The 18,482-nt window shown below is 66.2% G+C and carries 23 protein-coding genes; 6 read left to right on the top strand and 17 right to left on the bottom strand.

Translation table 11 applies throughout. The features are described from left to right. Window positions 1–33 precede the first annotated feature (33 nt). From BG023_RS11925 to glmU, 4 genes are all read right to left on the bottom strand, one after another. Window positions 34–1,143, bottom strand: a complete 1,110-nt coding sequence (locus BG023_RS11925; protein WP_069310652.1) for a hypothetical protein — start codon at window positions 1,141–1,143, stop codon at window positions 34–36. Between the two features lie 62 nt (window positions 1,144–1,205). After that, on the bottom strand, window positions 1,206–1,481 hold the full coding sequence (locus tag BG023_RS11930) for an HNH endonuclease (RefSeq protein ID WP_083234677.1): 276 nt from the start codon (window positions 1,479–1,481) through the stop codon (window positions 1,206–1,208). Then, window positions 1,474–2,049 carry a hypothetical protein gene (locus BG023_RS11935; RefSeq protein ID WP_150122870.1) on the bottom strand — a complete coding sequence of 192 codons (576 nt, stop codon included), beginning with the start codon at window positions 2,047–2,049 and terminating at the stop codon, window positions 1,474–1,476. The genes BG023_RS11930 and BG023_RS11935 overlap by 8 nt, the downstream gene beginning before the upstream one ends. Window positions 2,050–2,078: 29 nt before the next feature. Further along, complete coding sequence (glmU, locus tag BG023_RS11940) at window positions 2,079–3,449, bottom strand: bifunctional UDP-N-acetylglucosamine diphosphorylase/glucosamine-1-phosphate N-acetyltransferase GlmU (protein ID WP_069310655.1); 1,371 nt, start codon at window positions 3,447–3,449, stop codon at window positions 2,079–2,081. 89 nt (window positions 3,450–3,538) lie between these two features. Here glmU and BG023_RS11945 point away from each other — a divergent pair, with 89 nt between their 5' ends. Next, window positions 3,539–4,234 (top strand): HAD-IA family hydrolase, encoded by a 696-nt coding sequence (locus BG023_RS11945; RefSeq protein ID WP_069310656.1) that lies wholly within the window; start codon window positions 3,539–3,541, stop codon window positions 4,232–4,234. Window positions 4,235–4,370: 136 nt separating this feature from the next. Continuing rightward, window positions 4,371–5,300, top strand: coding sequence for an SDR family NAD(P)-dependent oxidoreductase (locus BG023_RS11950; RefSeq protein WP_069310657.1), 930 nt, complete (start codon window positions 4,371–4,373; stop codon window positions 5,298–5,300). A 68-nt stretch (window positions 5,301–5,368) separates the two neighbouring features. Here BG023_RS11950 and BG023_RS11955 read toward each other — a convergent pair whose 3' ends face one another. The 5 genes from BG023_RS11955 to BG023_RS11975 are packed head-to-tail and all read right to left on the bottom strand — an operon-like array spanning window position 5,369 to window position 9,274. Beyond that, window positions 5,369–6,139, bottom strand: coding sequence for a hypothetical protein (locus tag BG023_RS11955; protein WP_150122871.1), 771 nt, complete (start codon window positions 6,137–6,139; stop codon window positions 5,369–5,371). A 24-nt stretch (window positions 6,140–6,163) separates the two neighbouring features. After that, window positions 6,164–6,535: a DUF2794 domain-containing protein gene (locus tag BG023_RS11960; RefSeq protein ID WP_442956767.1), complete on the bottom strand. Its 372-nt coding sequence runs from the start codon at window positions 6,533–6,535 to the stop codon at window positions 6,164–6,166. After that, window positions 6,532–7,263: a serine O-acetyltransferase EpsC gene (epsC, locus tag BG023_RS11965; protein WP_069310659.1), complete on the bottom strand. Its 732-nt coding sequence runs from the start codon at window positions 7,261–7,263 to the stop codon at window positions 6,532–6,534. The genes BG023_RS11960 and epsC overlap by 4 nt, the downstream gene beginning before the upstream one ends. A 45-nt stretch (window positions 7,264–7,308) precedes the next feature. Beyond that, a complete protein-coding gene (locus BG023_RS11970) occupies window positions 7,309–7,965 on the bottom strand; it encodes an HdaA/DnaA family protein (RefSeq protein WP_069310660.1) in 657 nt (218 codons plus the stop codon). Window positions 7,966–7,972: 7 nt separating this feature from the next. Then, window positions 7,973–9,274 (bottom strand): hypothetical protein, encoded by a 1,302-nt coding sequence (locus tag BG023_RS11975; RefSeq protein ID WP_069310661.1) that lies wholly within the window; start codon window positions 9,272–9,274, stop codon window positions 7,973–7,975. 69 nt (window positions 9,275–9,343) lie between these two features. Here BG023_RS11975 and purM point away from each other — a divergent pair, with 69 nt between their 5' ends. The 3 genes from purM to BG023_RS11990 are packed head-to-tail and all read left to right on the top strand — an operon-like array spanning window position 9,344 to window position 12,604. Continuing rightward, on the top strand, window positions 9,344–10,441 hold the full coding sequence (gene purM / locus BG023_RS11980; RefSeq protein WP_069311298.1) for a phosphoribosylformylglycinamidine cyclo-ligase: 1,098 nt from the start codon (window positions 9,344–9,346) through the stop codon (window positions 10,439–10,441). Then, window positions 10,434–11,399, top strand: a complete 966-nt coding sequence (gene purN / locus BG023_RS11985) for a phosphoribosylglycinamide formyltransferase (RefSeq protein ID WP_083234678.1) — start codon at window positions 10,434–10,436, stop codon at window positions 11,397–11,399. The genes purM and purN overlap by 8 nt, the downstream gene beginning before the upstream one ends. Further along, complete coding sequence (locus BG023_RS11990) at window positions 11,399–12,604, top strand: sulfotransferase (protein WP_069310662.1); 1,206 nt, start codon at window positions 11,399–11,401, stop codon at window positions 12,602–12,604. Before purN ends, BG023_RS11990 begins: the two co-directional genes overlap by 1 nt. Before the next feature lie 4 nt (window positions 12,605–12,608). Here the strand turns inward: BG023_RS11990 and BG023_RS11995 are convergent, their stop codons facing one another. The 3 genes from BG023_RS11995 to ndk form a co-directional block, all read right to left on the bottom strand. Next, the gene (locus tag BG023_RS11995) at window positions 12,609–13,421 is read right to left on the bottom strand and encodes a hypothetical protein (RefSeq protein WP_069310663.1); all 813 of its coding nucleotides are present in this window, start codon (window positions 13,419–13,421) and stop codon (window positions 12,609–12,611) included. 93 nt (window positions 13,422–13,514) lie between these two features. Next, the gene (locus BG023_RS12000; RefSeq protein ID WP_069310664.1) at window positions 13,515–14,096 is read right to left on the bottom strand and encodes a hypothetical protein; all 582 of its coding nucleotides are present in this window, start codon (window positions 14,094–14,096) and stop codon (window positions 13,515–13,517) included. A 97-nt stretch (window positions 14,097–14,193) separates the two neighbouring features. After that, window positions 14,194–14,616 carry a nucleoside-diphosphate kinase gene (ndk, locus tag BG023_RS12005; RefSeq protein WP_069310665.1) on the bottom strand — a complete coding sequence of 141 codons (423 nt, stop codon included), beginning with the start codon at window positions 14,614–14,616 and terminating at the stop codon, window positions 14,194–14,196. Between the two features lie 170 nt (window positions 14,617–14,786). Between ndk and BG023_RS12010 the strand changes: the two genes are divergently transcribed. Continuing rightward, window positions 14,787–15,425: a protocatechuate 3,4-dioxygenase gene (locus tag BG023_RS12010; RefSeq protein WP_069310666.1), complete on the top strand. Its 639-nt coding sequence runs from the start codon at window positions 14,787–14,789 to the stop codon at window positions 15,423–15,425. A gap of 13 nt (window positions 15,426–15,438) precedes the next feature. On the opposite strand, the gene BG023_RS12015 is transcribed toward BG023_RS12010, so the two are convergent. The 5 genes from BG023_RS12015 to BG023_RS12030 form a co-directional block, all read right to left on the bottom strand. Continuing rightward, window positions 15,439–15,906: a hypothetical protein gene (locus tag BG023_RS12015; RefSeq protein WP_150122872.1), complete on the bottom strand. Its 468-nt coding sequence runs from the start codon at window positions 15,904–15,906 to the stop codon at window positions 15,439–15,441. 100 nt (window positions 15,907–16,006) lie between these two features. Further along, entirely contained in the window at window positions 16,007–16,441 is a 435-nt protein-coding gene (locus tag BG023_RS12020; protein WP_069310668.1) for a DNA polymerase III subunit chi, read from the bottom strand. After that, window positions 16,438–16,851: a hypothetical protein gene (locus BG023_RS12025; RefSeq protein ID WP_069310669.1), complete on the bottom strand. Its 414-nt coding sequence runs from the start codon at window positions 16,849–16,851 to the stop codon at window positions 16,438–16,440. The genes BG023_RS12020 and BG023_RS12025 overlap by 4 nt, the downstream gene beginning before the upstream one ends. Window positions 16,852–16,853: 2 nt before the next feature. Continuing rightward, on the bottom strand, window positions 16,854–17,000 hold the full coding sequence (locus BG023_RS14585; RefSeq protein ID WP_083234680.1) for a DUF2256 domain-containing protein: 147 nt from the start codon (window positions 16,998–17,000) through the stop codon (window positions 16,854–16,856). Between the two features lie 12 nt (window positions 17,001–17,012). Continuing rightward, window positions 17,013–18,473: a leucyl aminopeptidase gene (locus BG023_RS12030; protein WP_069310670.1), complete on the bottom strand. Its 1,461-nt coding sequence runs from the start codon at window positions 18,471–18,473 to the stop codon at window positions 17,013–17,015. Between the last annotated feature and the right edge of the window lie 9 nt (window positions 18,474–18,482).

Consider the following 18,482-nt stretch of genomic DNA (forward strand, 5'->3'; position numbering starts at 1 on the left):
GCGGCCCCTTCTGACATCGGGGCCGAGCGGGATCTAGAACCGATAGCCTTTGAGCCTCAGCCATAGTGCGGGGATCATCAGGTCAAAGTGGACGTCGGTTCCGAGATCACCGCCCGGCCCGACCAAGCCTTCGCCCACGATGCGCAAGCCCGCAGCCGCCTTCTCCAGGTCGATCACCAGCCGTTCGAATGCCTGGGGTTTTGGCCCGCCCTGTTCCATTGGCCAGGTCGTCACCCCGTCGACAAAGCCGATGCCGGGGCCAGTGAAGGCCATTCGCGCACGGCCTCGGTTGTTCAGCGCAGCCTCGAAATGGGCCGCGCCGATCATCAATTCGAGAATACCTTCTGCCCCCGCATACCGCGCCAAGCCCGTCGCCAGCCGGGCAACCCGCTTGACCGGCTTGAGCGACATGCTGTGTTTCTCGATGCCACACGACACCCATGGGCCGGTCGGGCTGGGATGCCGGCTTTGGGGGTTATTCCAGTCAAGGGTGCCGCGCGCGGCGATCCCACTGCCGGTTGTCGCAAGATCGCCGATGCTTGTCTGGCGAGGCTGCCAGCCCTCGATCTCGACCGTAGTCGCCTGCGCTTTGCGAGATGAAAAGCCAAGAAACGGCAGCGCGTTGTCAGGCACAAGGCATTGCACCCGCAACTGCGCGCCGAGCTCGACGCTGCCCTTGTGCACGCGATCATTGGCTGAAAGCCGGGCAGACAGTCCGATCGTCAGGCCATGCTCCGAAAAGTCGTAGGCGATTTCGACAGCACGGCCGGAAAGGTACAGCGAACCGCCCTCTACGCTGACGTAGGGCGTGTCCCGAAGCGCAACCGAAACCAGGAGTTCGTTCTCGCTCGCGATGGTCACGCGGTCGGATGTACTGGTCCAGCTGCTGATAAAGGATGGCATCGCCGAAGCGGGTCCGCCAAGGCTGATGTGCCCTTGCGGCGCCCGCCAATTTCCATGCTGGTTCGAGGTGAAGAGCCCATCACCCTGCACCTCGAGATGTGGCCAGAAATCCATGCTGAACTGCCGGTCATTCCGACCGAGCGCCAACGTCGGCGTGCACCCGCGCAGCTGCGCGGCAAGGTCAGTGCCATCATCGGCGAGCAATTCGATCGACGCTTCAACCAGCGGCGCGCCAAGCACGTGGATACGCGGAAGTGAATTTCGGTCCATGATGGCCCCTTACCATCAAAGAGTTAAGGCACTTACCGCGTCGGCGCGTCGAAATCGGCGGGCTTGTTCGCGATCCAGGCGACGAATTTGGCGATCGCCGGATGGCCGCGAATGATCGTCACATCATCGCCGATCCGCGCCAGTTCGTTGTTGGTGAAGTTGGCGTGGATCGTCTTGTGGCAGATCGGGTGGATCGGCACCTTCAGCTTGCCCTTCTTGGCCTTGGGGACAGGGTGATGCCACTGGACGATATCGCCCAAGGGACGATCGCACAGCCAGCAGTCGAGGGGGGCAAGGTCGTTACTCATGGTCAGTTGGGTCCGCACGGATGGTTTCATCGGTGAACAATTCGCGCTCATCCTCCCACACGGCGTTGGCGGCACCGGTCTGGACGGGCAGCACATCGGGATCATGGCACAGCCGGATCGCGGCAAACTTGCCCGCTCGCTCGATCACCACGCCGTCGCTGATCGCCGGGACATTGTGGCCCTCATCGTCCCAGCCGGTGCGAACCATGCGGCTGAAGACGATGTAGCGGGTATCGCCGTTATCGAAGGCGATCTGGTCCTCACCGCCCCCTGAATACATCGCGTTGGCGTATTTCCCGCCCGATAGCTCGAGTTCGGGGGTGGCACCGCCAAAGCGGTAATACCCCAGCCATTCGCCCGCGCCGCACACCGCGACGCGCTTGCCGTCGGCGAAGGTGCAGGTGAAGATCGGGGTCTCGTCCGGCTTGCAGGCGGCTTGGTGGATTCGCTTTTGCCGGGCGACCTCTTCGGCGAGAGCCGGAGAAACGTAGGCGGAGGCTGAGGGCGTCGCAGTTGGCTCGGCCGCCACGGCCTGTTCGACCGGCTCGCCCTTGCAGGCGACGATCATTGTCACGGCCATGAGAGCAAGTGCTGCCCTCACCCTTTCTTCTCCGCCGCCTTCTTCTTTTTCATCGTGTCGTGGAAACGATCGGCCCAGCCGGGTTTGACCAGCTGTTCGGCGCGGACCATCCGCAGCTCTCCGGGTGCGACATCGCGGCTGACGGTCGATCCAGCAGCAACAATCGCATCCGCGCCGATGGTGACAGGCGCGACCAGCGCCGAGTTCGAGCCGATGAAGGCCCCCGGCCCGATCACGGTGCGATACTTGAAATAGCCATCGTAATTGCAGGTGATCGTCCCTGCACCGATATTGGCCTTCTCGCCGATGGTGGCATCGCCCAGATAGGTCAGGTGACTGGCCTTGGCGCCGGGGGCGAGCACAGCGTTCTTCACCTCGACGAAGTTGCCGATGAAGCTGCCCTCTTCCAGCACCGTGCCGGGGCGCAGGCGCGCGAAGGGGCCGACCTTGACCCCGGTCGCCAGCTTGGCTCCCTCGATATGGCTGTTGGCGCGCACCAGCACATTGTCGGCGATGGTGACGCCGGGGCCGAAGAACACGTTGGGCTCGATCGTGACATCGCGGCCCACCACCGTGTCATGGGCGAAGAACACCGTTTCGGGCGCGATCAGGGTCGCGCCTTCGTCCATCGCCCGGAGACGGCGCGCGGCCTGCCAGCGCCCTTCGGCAGCAGCGAGTTCGGCGCGCGAGTTGATACCCGCTACCTCGTCGGCACTGTCGGCCACGATCACCGCGCAGGTGCGCCCGTCGGCAATCGCGATGTTGACGATATCGGGGAGGTAATACTCCCCCTGCGCGTTGTCGTTGCCGACCCGCGCCAGCAGCGCGAAGAGATCGGCCGCGCGCGCGGCGATCAGGCCCGAATTGCACAGGTGGCAGGCGCGCTCGCCCTCGTCGGCGTCCTTGTATTCGACCATCTTGAGGATGGCGCCGTCATCGTCGGCAATCACCCGCCCATAGTGCAGCGGATCGGCCGGCTCGAAGCCGAGCACCACGGCGGCCGGGCTGTCGGCGCCGTGGAGCCGCTCCAGCATCGCGCGCATGGTTGCCGCCTTCACGAAGGGCACATCGCCATAGAGCACCAGCACATCGCCGCCGAAGCCTGTCAGCGCGCCCTCAGCCTGCTGCACTGCATGGCCGGTGCCGAGCTGGGGTTCCTGAAGGCAGGTGACCGCGCGGTCCCCCACCGCCTTTTCGATCTGCTCACGCCCTGCGCCAACAACCACGGCCAGCCTTTCCGGCCCCAGCTCGGCAACGCTTGCCATCAGATGTTCGAGCATCGGCTGCCCGGCGATCTTGTGGAGCACCTTGTGCGTGTCGCTCTTCATGCGGGTGCCCTTGCCCGCAGCAAGGATAATGGCAGCGAAAGGATGTGTCGTCGTGATCATGCTTCCCCCTGTAAGCAAAGCCGCGTCTGCCAGCAAATGCTTGCGGTTTGAAGTCGCCTGCGCCACCGCCCCGAACTCTGGAGACGCGCATGACCAAGATCCCCTTCGATGCCATCGGTTTCGACCTCGACGGCACCCTGCTCGATACCTTCCGCGATCTGGGCGCGGCGGTGAACCACGCGCTCACTCTGGGCGGATTTTCGGAAGTTTCGGTCGAAAGCTCGAAAGACCTGATCGGCGGCGGGGCCAAGATCATGCTGGCCCGGGCGGTCGAGGCGCAAGGCGGCCTGCCCGAGGACGAGTTCAAGCGGCTCTACAAGGCGATGCTTGGATATTACGAGCAGCACAACGCGGTCCACACCGTGCCCTATCCCGGCGTGCGCGAGGCGCTGGCCGAGCTCGCGGCACAGGGCGTGCGGATGGCGGTGGTGACCAACAAGTTCGAAGCCTTCGCGCGCAACGTCCTCACCCAGCTGGATCTGATCGGCGCGTTCGAAACCGTGATCGGCGGCGATTCGATGGGCAAGGGCGCGGACGGGCAATTCCTTGCCAAGCCCCACCCTGCCCCCGTCATCGCCGCGCGCGCAGCAACCGGAGACGGCCGCTTCGTGTTCATCGGCGATTCCACCTATGATGTGCGCGCGGCCAAGGCGGCGGGCGTTCCGGTGGTCGCGGCGGCCTATGGCTATTGCGACCGACCCCCGCACGAGCTGGGTGCAGACACGGTGATCGATTCGTTTGACGCGCTGATTCCCGCGCTGGCGGGGCTTTCGCCCTCAGCCTGACCCTACGGCATCGCACCCTGTCAGTTCGGCTGTTGCAAGGTGCTCACGAAAGTGCCACGCAGCGCGCCGCATATCGGTTTACGCGGGCGTAAAGCGCACAGCGCTCCGCCCTCTCGCAACACAGGAGAGAACAGACATGACCATCAGCTTCAAGGACAAGGTCGCCATCGTCACCGGCGCCGGCGGCGGGCTCGGCAAGGCCTATGCGCTCGAACTCGCGCGTCGCGGCGCGAAGGTTGTCGTCAATGACCTCGGCGGTTCGCGCGATGGCACCGGCACCTCGGATGCAGCCGCGCAGGTCGTCGAGGAAATCCTCGCCGCAGGCGGTGAAGCTATCGCCAACGGCCACTCGGTGACCGAATACGACCAGATGGAAGCGATGGTCGCCCAGGCCAAGGAAAAGTGGGGCGGCGTGCACGTCCTCATCAACAACGCCGGCGTGCTGCGCGACAAGACCTTCGCCAAGATGGAGCCGGCCGACTTCGAATTCGTCGTCAAGGTGCACCTCACCGGCTCGGCCTTCGCCACCAAGGCCGTGTGGGAAACCATGCGCGAGCAGGGCTATGGCCGCATCCTGATGACCGCCTCGTCGACCGGCCTGTTCGGCAACTTCGGCCAGGCCAACTACGGCGCGGCGAAGCTCGGTCTTGCCGGCCTCACCAAGACGCTGGCGCTTGAAGGCGCGAAGTACAACGTGCGCTGCAACACCCTTTCGCCGGTCGCGGGCACCCGCATGACCGCCGATCTGTTCCCCGAAGAGGCCTTCAAGCTGTTCGCGCCGGAAAACGTGGTCCCGGCCGCGCTGTTCCTCGTCAGTGAAGACGCGCCGACCAACGCCATCGTCGGCGCGGGTGCGGGCGGGTTCCACTCCTCGTGGACCGTAATGAACGATGCCGTGTGGCTACCGGAAGCCGATCGCACCGTCGAAGGCTTCGCCGCGCACTGGGAAGAGATCAATTCCTTCACCAACCTGATCGCCCCGCAATCGGGCAGCGAGCAGTCGGGCAACATCCTCAAGGCGATGCAGAAGGTGACCGGCACGGGGCCTGCCAGCGCGCGCGGCTGATCGCCCTTAACGCCAATAAAAAAGGCCCGTCCCCGCAAGGGGGCGGGCCTTTGCTTTGGGCGGCGCGCTCAGTTTGCTGAGGGCCATTTCGTCAGCATCTGGGCAACTCGCTTGTCGGCCGAAGCTGCTTTGCGCAGGTCACCACCAAAGGCGCCATCGGCGAAAAACCAAACCACCTTGCCATCTCGCAAATCGACCAGCATCGAGAAGCCGAAATGGGGCGGGGGCGCCATCGTATTGACGCCGTCGGACATGACGTTCCCCATGCCACCCAGCAACCGCGCCAGCTTCGCGCCATCGGTGGTGTACGCGTCGTGCATCTTGATCAACAGAGCAAAGTCCGCCGCGCCGTAGGTCTGGCGGATTTCCTCGACGGCGCTCATTGGCAAGGCATATGCGTGAGGGCCTTTCGGCAGGCCCTTGAAACGCTTCTGCCAATCCTCGCCCGGCGCGATGGGAAAGCTTCCTTGCGGCACTTTGAAGACGATATCGCTTTGGATGAACTGCGTGGTCTTCCAGAAGCCTTCGGAGAGCGGCTTGTTCTGAGGATCGTTCCAATCATCAAACCGCAATTGCGCGGTTTTGGCCGCCGGGTGACGCTTCAAGGCTTCCTGCAAGTTGCTATGCGCCTGCGCCAGCCATTCCGGGTCCTCGATCTGGCGATTGGCGGAATCGAGCGTGCCCATGAACAGGCTGGGCCGCACCACCACCACTTGCGGTTTCTCCTGGGCGTCGAAGGCAAACCCTTGCGCGGTGTACTTTGCGCCCGCTGCGAGCGGCAGGACGGGCACCGCGGCGACCAGAGCAGCCGCCAAACCTGCGCGAATCCATGATTTCATTGCGCTCCCCTTCCCGCTACCGCTCTAGTCCTCGACCGCCTTGAGCAGCCGCCGCTCCATCGGGGCCAGCACATTTGCCAAGTCATGGCCGCGCTTCAGGATCTGGCCGTGTTCGCCGAACAGCGTCCACATCCCCTGCTTGGCCCTGAGCGCCGGGCGTTTCTCCAGTCGCGCTTGCGGGCGTTCGGCGGTGCGGCGGAAGGCGGCGAAGCTGGCGGCGTGGCGGTCAAAATCCATTGCGTAGTCGCGCCATTCTCCGGCGGCGACCATGCGGCCATAGAGGTCGAGGATCCGCATCAGCTCGGCGCGTTCGAACCCGACCTGATCAGCCCCCCGTCCGGGAAAGGCAACCACCACCTGTCCGGCGAACCCGGGGCTCTGTGCGCCGGGCTTCAATCAGCGGTTCCGCTTTTGCGGCGGCGCGCGGTTTCGACCGCCGGAGCACGCTCGGCAAGCAGCGCTTTCATCACCGCCATCTCGTCGCGCAGGGTCGCGATCTCAGCTTCGAGCTTCTCCACGCAATCGCGGCGCGGGCGGCCCTCGTCATCGCAGGGCGGATCATCGCAGGGCGTGCCATAGGGGATGAATTCCTTGATCCACTCCTCGGCCGGCACCAGCGTTGAACGGGCCTTGAGGCCAATCATGGTCGCGCCCGCTGGCACATCCTCGGTCACCACCGCATTGGCGCCAACGCGCGCACGCTCGCCCACCACGATCGGGCCGATGATCTGCGCGCCCGAACCGATGATGACATTGTCCATCAGCGTCGGGTGACGCTTGCCGCCCTTGCCGTTGGTGGGGTTGGTGCCGCCCAGCGTGACGCACTGGTAGATGGTGACATTGTCGCCGATCTCCGCCGTCTCGCCGATCACGGTGAAGCCGTGGTCGATGAAGAAGTTCTTCCCGATCCGCGCGCCGGGATGGATGTCGATCGCGGTCAAGAGGCGCGAGAAATGGTTCACGAAGCGCGCGGGGAAATAGAGCTTCGCTTCGAACAGCCAGTGCGCGATGCGGTGCAAGCCGAGCGCCAGAACGCCCGGATAGAGCAGGATCTCCCAGCGCGAACGCGGCGCGGGATCACGCGCGCGCACCGAGTCCAAATAGCTGATCAGGCGTTCGAACATGGCTGTATCATTCCCACCAAACGCCGCGCGATGCAACGCGCGAGACTAAAGCAGGCGCTGTTGCTCGGGGCCGTGGAGGGCTTCGAGCGCGGCGCGCCATACAGACATGGTGGCGGGCGACTGTCGTTCAAGGCTGATGCGGTCAATCGCTGCCACCAGCGCCTCGATCGCGGCAAAGCTGCGGGTGGTGCGCGGTACCAGATAATCGGCTGCCCCCTCGGGCAGCGAGAGCCCGCGCGCCTCGGCATGGGCGAGGATCAGTTCGGCGGCCATCGCATCATCGGGCGCGCCGATTTCGAGTGCAAGCGATCCGCCGATGCGCGAGGCGAGATCGGGCAGCGCAATCCGCCAGCCGCCATGCTCCTCGTCGGCATTGGCGATGATCAGCAGCGCGGCGCCTTCGCGCAGGCCGCCCTGCTGCACGGCGTTCCAGCGGTGGAACAGCGCAGATTCGTCCATGCGCTCGGCATCGTCGATAACCTCAAGCCTGTCAGCCCCGGCAAGCCCCTGTGCCCAGCGCGCCAGCAGGCTCTTGCCCGAACGCGGCGGGCCGGTCAGCACGGCCACATGGAACGGCCAGCGCGACGGGTCCTGCAAGGCATCGATCACATGGGCATTGGCCGGGCCGACGATGATGCGCCGGGCCTCGGCAGGTGCGCCGACGGTGAGCGGCAAGGCGATCTGGGAGGGCGACGGGCTCATGCGCGCCTCAGCGGCTGATGGCGAGCGCGTTTGCCCCCCGCCGTACCGCAAAGCCGCGCGCTTCGAGCGCCGCTGCCAGCTGCTCGAGCGATCCGGCGTAGTTGACGCTCATCACCGAAGTCCCGCCGATTGCGGTGCTGGTGACGCCGACCCCTCGCACCCCAGTCGTGCCGCGCACCGCGCCGAGCGTTCCGTCAAAGGCTGCGCCGTCGGGGGTGGCGAACTGGACGGTGATGGCGCGTATCGCGACCTCGTTCTGATCGCCGACCGTGGTGGTCGTGGTCGGCAGCAGCGGCACTTCGCCCGCCGCCGCAGCCGCAGCCGCCGCGTCGCGCACCTTGGCCGCGCGGCCGATCTCGATCAGCCGCTGGATGGCCGGGTCGATCTCGCCCGACCCGCCCAGCCGCAAGCTGGGATCAGGCCGCAGCTTGCCGCTCGCAAGAGCCGCAGTGAAGATCCCATCCATGCGTTCGACCGCCTGACCCAGCATCGTCGGCACCGCATCGGGCCCGGCGGCCTTGAGCCGGAAGGATTCGAGCGGGCGGCTGTCGGGCCCGTAGCGTGCGGTGAAGGTGCCGGTCACCGGCCCGCCGGGGAATTGGTGTTCGATCCGCGCGAAGGCCATCAGCACATCGGTTGCGCCGTACTGGTCCAGCGTCGAGCGCCACCAGGCGCGGCTCTTGCGGCTCGCCTGCCCGAAATTGACCAGCAGCGAATCGCCCCCCGCCCCGCTCAGCCGGACATAGTCGATCCGGCTCTGCCCCGGATTGAACTCGGCCCAGGCGCGCTGCCACGGGTTGCGCTGTTCGAAGGTGATATAGGCGCCGCCGCTTTCCTCGACCGGGATCAGCAGCAGCGGGGCCGAGCGGCTGACCTGCGCCGACCCGCCGAGATAGGACCCGGCGCGCTGGCGATCGAAGATCACGCCGAGCGTGGCGATGTAGCGCCGGGGGCCGAGCCGTTCGCGCTCGATCACGATGGCAGAGACAATCCCGTCAAGCTGGCTGTCCGACAATTGCGGCCCGCCCGCCTTGGCCCAGGCCTTGCGCTGCGCCTCGCGCCAGCCGTTGGCGCGCGCGTCCTCCGCGCTCTTGCCCGACACATCGACGCTGATCCCGCGGATCTCGATATCCGAGGTCGCAGCGGTGGGCGCGATACCGCGATCACCCGCGACCTGCGCCAGCAGCGCATAGCCGCCGCCGAGCAGCGCCAGCGCCAGAACCGCCCCGCTCAGCCAACGCCGCAAGGGTCGGGCCAGAGGGCGCTGGGGTGCGGCAGCCGGGCCGTGGAGGGAAAGCGAAGCGCTCATGGGGAAAATCGCAAGTCCTTTGCCCAATGGCGCGTGGAATTCCAAGCGCGAAAGGCTATGGGACTGCGTATGAGCACCAAGAACCCTTCTTACACCTACGCCGATGCGGGTGTGTCGATCGCGGCAGGCAACGCATTGGTCAAGGCCATCGGGCCGCTGGCCAAGTCCACTGCGCGCCCTGGCGCCACCAGCGAGCTAGGCGGTTTTGGCGGGTTCTTCGACCCCAAGGCGGCCGGTTACACCGATCCGCTGCTGGTTGCCGCGAATGATGGCGTGGGCACCAAGCTGAAGCTCGCGATCGAGCATGACCGGCACGACACCGTGGGCATCGATCTGGTCGCCATGTGCGTCAACGATCTCATCGTGCAGGGCGCAGAGCCGCTGTTCTTCCTCGACTATTTCGCCACCGGCAAGCTGGAGAACGGCGTCGCCGAGCGGGTGATCGCGGGGATCGCGGAAGGCTGCAAGATGGCCGGCTGCGCGCTGATCGGCGGCGAAACGGCGGAGATGCCGGGGATGTATGCCGCCGGAGACTACGACCTGGCCGGCTTCTGCGTTGGCGCGGTCGAGCGCGGCGAGCAGCTGACGGGCGACAAGGTTGGCCCAGGCGATGTGCTGCTGGGCCTCGCTTCCTCGGGTGTCCATTCGAACGGCTATTCTCTGGTGCGGCGCCTTGCTGCGGACAAGGAATGGAAACTCAACCGCCCTGCCCTGTTCGATCAGGACCAACTGCTGATCGACGCGCTGATCGCACCGACACGCATTTACGTCGCGAGCCTGCTGCCGCTGATCCGCGAAGGCCATATCAACGCGCTCGCTCATATCACCGGCGGCGGTCTGCTCGAGAACATCCCGCGCATCCTGCCCGATGGCGCGCACGCGCACGTCGATGCCGACCTGTGGCCCCAGCCGCGCCTGATGGCCTTCCTGCAAGCGCAGGGAAACATCGAGCCCGAGGAAATGGCGCGCACCTTCAACTGCGGCGTGGGCATGGTGCTGGCGGTGAGTGCGGACAAGGCCGCCGAGGTTACAGCACGGCTCGAAGCGGCGGGCGAGACGGTGTTCACCGTCGGCCGCATCGAAGCTGGCGAAAAGGGCTGCACCGTGCGCGGCAGCGTGGAAACCTGGTCGGCCAAGAGCGATTGGAGCGCGACGCATCTTGGCTGAAAAGGCCCGCATTGCCGTCCTCATCTCCGGCGCGGGCACCAATATGGCCGCGCTGGTCTATGCCAGCCGGGTGGGCGATTGCCCGTATGAGGTGGTGCTGGTCGCCAGCAATGATCCCGCTGCCGCCGGCCTGGCGCTGGCCGAAGCCGAGGGGATCGCGACCTTCGCCCTGCCGCACAAGGGCATGACCCGCGAAGCGCATGATGCGGCGATGGAGGCTGCGGTGCTCGAAGCGGGCGCGCAATACATCGTCCTGGCGGGCTATATGCGGATCCTCTCGGACGGGTTTGTGGAGCGCTGGGACGGACGGATGCTCAACATCCACCCCTCGCTGTTGCCGCTCTACAAGGGGCTCGACACCCATGCCCGCGCTATCGCGGCGGGGGACAGCCAAGGCGGGACGAGCGTCCATCTGGTGACGCCGGAACTCGACGCTGGCGAGGTGCTGGCACAGGTCCGGGTGCCGATTGTGGCGGGCGATACGCCGGACAGCCTCGCCGAACGGGTGAAGCTCGCCGAACACCAGCTCTATCCGCGCGCGGTGGCGGACTATGTTGCGCGCGGGCAGAACCCGGTCTGGCTGCTCGATCGCCTGCGCGCCCTTGCCCTCGCCCTCCCCGAAACCGACGAGCGCGAAAGCCACGGCAGCCCCGGCTTTCGCGTGGGCGGCGATAAGACCGGCAAGTTCTTCGCCTATTTCGCCGATCAGCACCACGGCACGCCGCACATCGCGCTGCTGGTCCGCACGGGATCGATGGACGAGCTGCTGAACCTCGTCGAAAGCCAGCCCGAGGTCTATTTCAAACCCGCCTATTACGGCGCAAGCGGATGGGTGGGGATCATCCTCGACCGCCCGGGCGTGGACTGGGACGAGGTCGTCGAATGGCTCCAGCGGAGCTGGCGCAGCGTTGCGCCCAAGCGGCTGACCCGGCTGATGGATGTGGCGGACGCGTTCTGATGGCACCGGTCCGCGATCACCTGCTGGCGCGCGGGCCACTGGCCGAGAGAGCCAATGCGTTCCTCGGGCGTGCGTGGGAGCGCGGGTGGTTGCCGCCGCCCGATCTGGACCCCGCATCGCTGTGGGCGCTCGCGGCCAAGCCCTATGGCACGAAGGCCGAAGCGGCGGAGCATGGCGGGCGCTCGGATGAAGATGTTGCCGATTTCCGCGAGCGGCTTGAGCGGCTGTGCGCGGCGGTCGACGAACAGGCGCAGCTCAATGCGCTCGGCCGGGCGATGGCGTGGGGGCAATTGTCGCGGGTGGTCAAGAACCGGCTGGCCTTCGGCGCGCTGTGGCTCGACCGGCCAGAACTGCTCGAAACCCGCCTCGCCCCGCCGATCATCATTATCGGCCATATGCGCAGCGGGACAACGCGCATCCACACACTGCTCGCCGCCGATCCGGCGCATTCGCACACCCGCTATTGCGATGCCTATCACCCGGTGCCCGCACGGCTGGGCATGAACCGCGTAAGGGCCGCGCTGGAGCTATCGCTGCTCGGGCTGCTCAATCCGTGGATGCAGGTGATCCACCCGATGGCCCCTGCCGCGGTCGAGGAGGAGCTGGCGTGGCTCTCCGCCGCACTCCACCATTCGATCTACGAAAGCCAGTGGCACATCCCGGCCTATTCGGCATGGAGCGAGGGACGTGACCCCGCCCCGATCTACCGCGAATTCGCACGCATCCTCGCCACCGACGCCGCGCACCGCGGCCTCGCCGAAAGACCGCGGGTGATGAAGGTGCCTGCTTTTGCCGAAGACCTTGCGACGCTGCTGGCCCAGTTTCCCGATGCACGTCTGGTGATCGCGCAGCGCGAGCGCGAGGCGGTGCTCAAGAGCGCGGTGTCGCTTGCGGCTAACCAGATGGCGATGCAGTCCGACGCCTGCTGCCTCGAAGCGATCGAGGCGCAATGGCGGCACAAGATCGCCCTTCGCGAGGCACGCATGGCGTTGGCTCTGGATGGTTGGCGCGGGCCGGTCGCCAAGCTTGATTTCGACGAGATCAATGCCGGTTGGGAGAGCGCGATGGCGCGCTGCTATGCCGCGCTGGGTCTCGATCTTACTGCCGATGCGCTGCTGGCCATGCGCCGGGTCATGGCCGCGAGCGAGGACGGCCACCACCATGCCCATGCCGAGCAATTGGCGCGCTTTGCCGAGGCGGGCTGAACCGTCAGCCCACGCCCATCAGGGCAGGCACCCGCGATAGCCACCAGTCCGTGCCCCACAAGGCATAGACGAGCAGCGTCGGCGGCAGCCAGCAAGCAAACCACACGACATAGGCGCGGTGAATGCGGCGGTGCCGCATCACGTCCCACAGGAACATCGGCGCAATCCACAAGAGCGTGAACAGGTCGAGCGACAGCGGGCTGTCCGGCATGGTCGAAGGCAGCCACGTCAGCCGCGCAATCGCCGCCGGAAGCGGCACGACCGTGGCAAGGAACATCATCCGCTTGTGGAACCCCGGATCGCTCAGCCGCGCGCGCAGGGCGAGAACGACGAACAGCGGAAACAGCACCCCGCCGGCGAAGTTGCGCAGGGTAATGTTGCCCTTGCGCACAAGTTCGGCCTCGAAACCCGCGCGTTCAGCCCCGGTGGCGAGCGAGGCGGCATCCCAATACTGGCCGTAGATTGTCGGCACGAGGATCGCCCCGGTGATCACGATCGCGGGCGCGAGCACGAGCGAGGCGATCCCCAACTTCATGTGCAGCGTCCGGTTGCCGCTCGCCATCAGGCCCGATTGGACCAGCAGCAGGCTGAGCCATGCCCCCATCAGCAGCGCATGGACGTGCAGGATCATCGGGAACGCCGGACGCGCGCTGGCGGCGACCATATCGAGCTTTTTGACAGAATCGGGAACGAAACCCGCCAGCGCCGTCACGAAGAACAGCGCCGCCATGAACACGAATATCCAGCGGTCGGCGCTCGCGGCCCAATCACCTTCGCCCCTGCCGCTTGTAGCTGCGCTGCTTGCTGATCCCGCCATGCCGTCCCCCTCTGGCCGTGCCGAAGGGGCAAAGCTAACACCGCGCCGCCTGTGCGGCAAGCAAGGCGCCCGCAAGGCGCGGGCACGCTAGGTTCAGCAGGGGGCGTTCTTCTGCGCCTCGACCACCCGTTCGAGCGCTGCGCCCATCGCCGCACGGGCTTCGCGGATGGCGGACATCGGAACCTCGCCGCTATCGATCACGCTCTCATCGTCAGGCGATGCGCCGATCCGCTTGACGATCCAGCTCAGGACTTTCGCGGGTTCCTCACCCTCTTCCCACGCCATGTGCCGCTCGAGATCATCGAATGTCACCACCACTTCCAACCGCCCGTCAGGCGAGGTGTAGGCCGGATACCACAGCTTGGCCGGCGCAACGTCGAGCGGAATGGCGCCGTCACGGGTGTAGTAGACGAGTGCAGGCGCATCGACCTTGGCCGCATCGCCGAAATGGAGTGTGACCATCAAATTATCGAGCAGGCCGGGGATCGCTTCCCGCGTGATCGGCGCCTCGGTCTGACCCCACAGGTCAAGGCGCGCGGTACTGCCGTCGGCGCCGACCAAGTCTTCTTCGCCGGTGAGGCGGTAGTTGAGCCAGACGGCATTATCATCGCCGTCGCGGGCCCGGACCTCGATCAGCCCGCTGGGCGTAACACGTTCGAGTTCGCAGCCATCCATGACCTCAGCCACATCGGCATGAGCGGGCGCTGCAAGAATGCCGAGCAGCCCGGCAGCGGCAAGACACCGCGCACCGGGCCGCAAACGGCGCAATGGCTTAGCCGACGATCTCGGCATCGCTGAAGAAGAAGGCGATTTCGATCGCCGCGTTTTCTTCCGAGTCCGAACCGTGGACGGTGTTTTCACCGATCGACAGCGCGAGTTCCTTGCGGATCGTGCCCGGAGCAGCGTCGGCCGGGTTGGTCGCGCCCATGATCTCGCGGTTGCGGGCGACGGCGTCTTCGCCTTCCAGCACCTGCACCACCACCGGCTCGCTCATCATGAATTCGACGAGTTCACCGAAGAAGGGGCGCTCCTTGTGGACCGCGTAGAAGCCTTCGGCCTGTTCGCGGGTCATGTGGATGCGCTTCGAAGCGACGACGCGCAGGCCAGCTTCTTCCAGCATCTTGGTGACCGCACCGGTCAGGTTGCGGCGGGTGGCATCGGGCTTGATGATCGAGAAGGTGCGGGTAACCGCCATAAGTATGCTCCTGTGAACGTCTTTTTATGGGAGGGGGATTGTTGGCCGCGGCCCCTAGATGCTGCGCTGCAAAATGGCAAGCCCGCGCGCGGGCGTGTGCCGGGCGAGGCATTCCGGCGAACAGCAAGGCGTGCTATGCCCGCAGTCAGGGAGCATCGAGGGGGGACTTCATGGATCACGATCACACCATTTCACGCCGGCATTTTGCCGGTGCGGCGCTGACTGCCGTCGGACTTGTCGCTGGCGGCGGGATCGCCCGCGCAGCGGCTCCGGCGCGCACGGCAGGCGGCCCGTTGGGGCCCTTCTATCCGGTCATGCGTCCGGGTGACGACGATTTCGACATGACCCAGATCAAGGGCCAGACCGGCCGCGCGCTGGGGCGGGTGATCGAGGTGACGGGGCGCGTGCTCGACAGCAAGGGCAATCCTGTCAGCGGCGCAGAGCTGGAGCTGTGGCAGTGCAACGCGGCGGGGCGCTATGCCCATCCGGGCGATATCGCGACCGCTCCGCTCGATCCCAATTTCCAGGGCTTTGCACGGCTGATGACAGGCGCCAGCGGCGAATGGCGGGTGCGGACGATCAAGCCGTCCGGTTATGACAGCCCGATCGGCTGGCGCACCCCGCACATCCATTTCGACATCAAGGGCCGCCAGTCGCGCATCATCACCCAGATGTATTTCACCGAGGACTACGCGACCAACACCAAGGACGCGCTCTACAATATGCTCGGCGAGGATGCGGTAACGGCGATGGCCGCCCAGCAGGAAGCCGACCGTTATCGCTGGGACATCGTGCTCGCCGACAAGTGACCAGAGGGCGCGATCAGCCGCCCTGCTTGTTGCCGATGATCAGTTGGGCGGTGGTCGGCTTGCCCTGCGTGGCGGTGACCGAGAGGTGCGATCCGTCGCGCTTGCGCACACCGCCGATCAGGTTCGAGCCGTTGGTGTTGACCTCAAGCTCGATCGCAAAGCCTGCCGCAATCGCCTCGGCCTTGTAGTGCGCGATCACGTCATCGGCGGCGGCATCGGTTTCAAAGCTCACCATCGTCCCCTGCCCGTCCGGCTGGCTGACCACGGTGTTGGTAACGACGGTAGCGCCGGGAAACAGGGTGAAGCCAACGGGCAGGCTGAGCGGCACTTTCGCGCCTGACCGCAGGCTCGCGGCGCCTTCCGGCACCTTGATGGTCATGCGGGTTTCGCCGGTCTGCTTGTCGATGGTGTATTCGCCATGCGCGGGGTCCTGCGCGGAGGCTTGCTCGGCCGGATCGGCGCCGCACGCAGCCAGCAGCATCGCTGCCGTTCCGCCTGCCAGAATTGCTGCCGCCAACCGCATCATCGCCCCCGAGCACGCTGCGGCGAATATCGCCTATCGGGGAACGGGCTGCAAGCGCTCAGCCTTTCTTGACCCAGCGGCCATCTTCCTGCGCGAAATAGGCGCGTTCAACGCTCTCGCGCCCGTCCTGCGCGCGCCAGGCCTGCCGCGCATCGGGTGCGCGATCCGGCGGGAACAGCAGGAACACGCGGGCAAAGCCCTCGGCATTGCGGAAGGTGCCGTCGGCGAGGATCAGGTGGCTCGCCCCGTTCGCGGCGGAAAGCTCTGCGGAGAGCAGGATCGGCTGCGCATCAGCGCCCGGCGCGTCTGCCTCGCCATTGGCAAGGAAGCTCTCCGGCCCCGCCTGCCACAGCGCCCGGGCAATTGCGGCGCGCTGGTCGGCGTTGTCCGACACGACCAGCACCCGCTCGCCCTCGCCCAAGGTGCGCTTGGCGATCAGCGCCACGACCTTTTCGACCGGATCATGGGTGTATTGCCAGAAATCGAGCTTCATTCACTGTTCCCGCTGGTACCCTTCGTCCGCCCCCCGCCGAGGAGGTAGAACATGATCGCCGCGCAAATCGCTATCGAGAATACCGGCACGGGGAACAGCAGCCTGGCTGAACCATCGAGCGCCGCTATCGCTAGCGCGGGGAAGGGCGCGGGGATCCATTGGTCATCGATATGGATCAGCAGCGCCGGGGCGAGCGTGACGGCGGTAATGACCGAAAGGACCAGCGCGCCCTCACGCGTGCCCTGCCCGCGCCTGCGCCCGATGATTGTCACCACCACCGCGATCAGCACCCCGACGGCGACAACAGCCCACCAGAACACCCGGCCAAACCCCGAAAAGTCGCTCGCCACCGCGGGGCTGGCCGCACAGAATGCCGTCACGGCCAGTCCGAACCGCACCGCCCTGCCCATGCCTATCCCCCCTTGCCCCTGCGACAGCGGTCGGAACAATACTTCACATTGTCCCAATCGCGCTCCCACTTCTTGCGCCACGTGAAGGGCAGCCCGCAGGCGAGGCAGGTCTTGGTCGGCAAGTCAGACTTACGCCTCATCTTGGGCATGAGGCGTGTCCCTTAGCCTTCGGCCACATCCCGCACGAACTGGTCGAGCAGGCGCACACCGTATCCGGTCGCGCCCTTTTCCCAGGTGTGGCCGGGCTTGTTCGACCAGACCATCCCGGCGATATCGAGGTGCGCCCAGGGGGTGCCTTCCTTGATGAAGCGCTGGAGGAACTGCGCCGCGGTGATCGAACCGGCCTCGCGCGGGCCGACGTTCTTGATGTCGGCGATCGGCGAATCGATCAGCTTGTCGTAGTTCGGGCCGAGCGGCATCCGCCACAGCTTGTCGCCGCTGGTCTGGCCCGCCGCCGTCAGCTGCGCGGCGAGCGTATCGTCATTGGCGAACATCCCGCCATATTCGTGGCCGAGCGAAATGATCATCGCACCGGTCAGCGTAGCGAGATCGACGATCCGCGCCGCGTCATACTTTTCCTGCGCCCAGTGCAGCGCATCGCACAGCACCAGCCGCCCTTCGGCATCGGTGTTGAGCACTTCGACCGTCTGGCCGCTCATGGTGGTGACGACATCGCCGGGGCGCTGCGCCTTGCCGTCGGGCATGTTCTCGACGAGGCCCATCACGCCAATGACATTGGCCTTGGCCTTGCGGCTGACCAGCGCGAGCATCGCGCCTGCGACCGCGCCTGCGCCGCCCATGTCCCACTTCATGTCTTCCATGCCCGGCGGCGGCTTCAAGGAAATGCCGCCGGTGTCGAAGGTCACGCCCTTACCGACAAACACGGTCGGCTTGTCGCCCGCAGCGCCGCCGTTCCAGCGGATTGCGAGCAGCTTCGATTCGCGTTCAGAGCCCTGCCCCACGCCGACCAGCGCGCCCATGCCGAGCGCCGCCATCTCGGCCTCGCCCAGCACGGTGATTTCCGCACCGGTGCCCTCGAAGGCCTTCTGGCACGCGGCAACGAAGGTTTCGGGGTAGATGATGTTGGCTGGCTCGGTCACCAGACCGCGCGTGAATTCGACGCCCTTGGCCAGCGCCGCCTCACGCTCCCATGCCGCCTCGGTGCCCGCAGGCGCGCCGGTCACGTGGACAGTCGTGAGCGAGGGACGCTTGTCCGCCGCCAGCCGTGTGCGATAGGCATCGTGCCGCCACGCGCGCAGCCGCAGGCCGAGCAGCAGCGCCGCCGCTTCGGTGGCAGACAGGCCCGCTTCGCCGAGATCGAGCGCCATCACCGTTTCGCCCGAGGCGAGATACTTCGCCGTCAGCGCCGCGCCCGCACGCTCGCAATTGGCGCAACGGTCGGCGGCATCGGCTTCGCCCGCACCCGCCAGCGCGACACGGCGCACGGCCCCGCCGATCGTGGCAAAGCCTTCGAACAACTGCCCGGCACGGCCGGTAAAGCGCGAAGCAGCCGCGCCCTCGACAATCGCGGCGTCCATGCCGGTAATCGCGGCCCCCTGATTGATGACCCGCGCGTGCAGGCGGATGTCGGACGGCGGGGCGGCGGTGAAGTGGATCTGCATGGAAACTCC

Source organism: Porphyrobacter sp. LM 6 (assembly GCF_001720465.1).
Lineage (GTDB): Bacteria > Pseudomonadota > Alphaproteobacteria > Sphingomonadales > Sphingomonadaceae > Erythrobacter.